We start from the raw sequence: 1,866 nt of genomic DNA, 5'->3' as shown, positions 1-1,866 counted from the left end.
GGCCGGCGCCGAGAGCCCCGGCCCGCCCGCCCGCGGGCCGGGGCTCTCGGCGCCGGCCGGGGGAGGGGGGTTGGTCCGCAGGGCATCGGACGGCCTACCGTCGCCCGCGTGACCAGCACGACGCTGCGAGCGGCCACCCCCCGCGACGCCGGCCGCCTCACGGAGGTGTTCCTCGCCGCCCGCACCCGGGCGATGCCGTGGCTCGCGACGCCGCACAGCGACGAGGAGACCGCGGACTGGATGGCGGGGGTCGTCCTGCGCGACCTGACGGTGCTGGTGGCCCACGAGGGCGACGTGGTGCAGGGCCTCCTGGCGCTCGCGCCGGGCTGGGTCGAGCACCTCTACGTCGACCCCGCGGCGCAGGGCCGGGGCGTCGGCCACCTCCTCCTGTCGCAGGCGCAGCGGCGCAGCCCGTCGGGGCTGCAGCTGTGGGTCTTCACCCGCAACACCCCCGCCCGGCGGTTCTACGAGCGGGCGGGGTTCCGGCTCGTCGAGCAGGGCGACGGCCGCGGCAACGAGGAGCGGGAACCGGACTCCCGCTACCGCTGGCCCTGACCGGGGGCGCCGCCGCCCCGGCATGATGGTCGCGATGTCCGTCCGGCCGGCGCTCGTGGCCCTCGCGTCGTCCGCGCTCGCGGTCGTCGTGGGGACCGAGGTGCTGCACGCGTGGGCGTCGCGCCGGCACTTCCCGCGCGGGGACGACGAGCGCGGGGACGACGCCGGCCGGCCCGGCGACGAGGTCGTCCTGGTGCTCGGCTCGCCCGCCACCGCCCGCGGCGACCTCCACCCCGTCCAGCGGTGGCGCACCGACATCGCCGTCCGGTCGCTGCGCGGCCGCGACGGCCGGTTCGTGTTCTCGGGAGGCGCTCCCGACGGCCGCCCCGGCGAGGCCGAGGTCATGGCGGCCTACGCGCACGAGGTCCTCGGCGTCCCCCGCGAGCGCATCGCGCTGGAGACCCGCTCGCGCAGCACGTGGGAGAACGTGGCCTTCTCCGTCCCGCTGCTCGAGGGGGCGGGCACCCTGCGGATCGCGTCGGCGCCGACCCACGCGGCCCGCGCCCGCCGCTACCTGGCCCGGCAGCGGCCGGACCTCGCGCTGCTGCTGGCCCCCGCGGACGACTACCGCGTCGGGGAGCGGCTGCGCTGGAAGGCGGCGAGCCTCGCCTACGGCGCCGCCCGGCGGGCCGTCCGCCGCTGGCGGCGCCGCACACCCGGCGCAGGACCAGGGGTGGCTCAGGGTCGTCCCTGATGCCCGCACGGCGGCGTGACGAGGAGCATCGACGGCATGGACACCACAGAGACGGGGGCGGGCGCCGCGCCCTCCCCGGACGCCGCGCCCTCCCCGGGCGCCGCCCCGACGGCGACCCCCGGCGCGGTCGAGCGCTTCTTCGCCACGGTGCGGGGCTGGGGCGTCGAGCGGGGCGAGGACCGGTGGTTCGCCGGGGTCTGCGGCGGCACCGCCCGCCGCCTGGGGATCGACGCGGTCGTCGTGCGCGGCGTCCTCATCGCGCTGACCGTCGTCGGCGGGCTCGGCCTGGCGCTGTACGGCGTCGCCTGGGCCCTGCTGCCCGACACCCGCGGCCGCATCGAGGCGGAGGCCGCGGTGCGCGGCGACGTCTCCGGGTCGGCGGCCGCCGCCGCGGGCCTCGTCGTCGTCGACCTCGTGGTCGGGCGCGGCGTCGTCGGCGCGGGACTCGGCTGGTGGCAGTCCGGCCCGGGGTTCGGCGTCCTGGTGACGCTGCTCGTCGCGGCCCTGGGCTGGTGGCTCGTGCGCGACCTGCGGCGCGGCGACGGCGGGTCCCGCGCGTGCGGCACGACGCCCCCGGCTCCTGCGCCTCCCGCTCCCGACGGTCGCGGTCCCGTCCC

General features: G+C 79.4%; 3 protein-coding genes. All 3 read left to right on the top strand.

Annotated features, from left to right (window positions below; all coding sequences use genetic code 11):
- The first annotated feature begins 108 nt into the window (after positions 1-108).
- On the top strand, positions 109-555 hold the full coding sequence (locus tag GTR02_RS21495) for a GNAT family N-acetyltransferase (protein WP_205709787.1): 447 nt from the start codon (positions 109-111) through the stop codon (positions 553-555).
- A gap of 34 nt (positions 556-589) precedes the next feature.
- Positions 590-1,249: a YdcF family protein gene (locus GTR02_RS21490; protein ID WP_166609504.1), complete on the top strand. Its 660-nt coding sequence runs from the start codon at positions 590-592 to the stop codon at positions 1,247-1,249.
- A 36-nt stretch (positions 1,250-1,285) separates the two neighbouring features.
- Positions 1,286-1,866 (top strand): PspC domain-containing protein (locus tag GTR02_RS21485; protein WP_166609503.1); only part of this gene is annotated, 581 nt, incomplete at its 3' end.

Source organism: Kineococcus siccus (genome assembly GCF_009906795.1).
GTDB lineage: Bacteria > Actinomycetota > Actinomycetes > Actinomycetales > Kineococcaceae > Kineococcus > Kineococcus siccus.
Note: the sequence above shows the minus strand (reverse complement) of the source record. Positions and strands in the feature narration are given on the sequence as shown.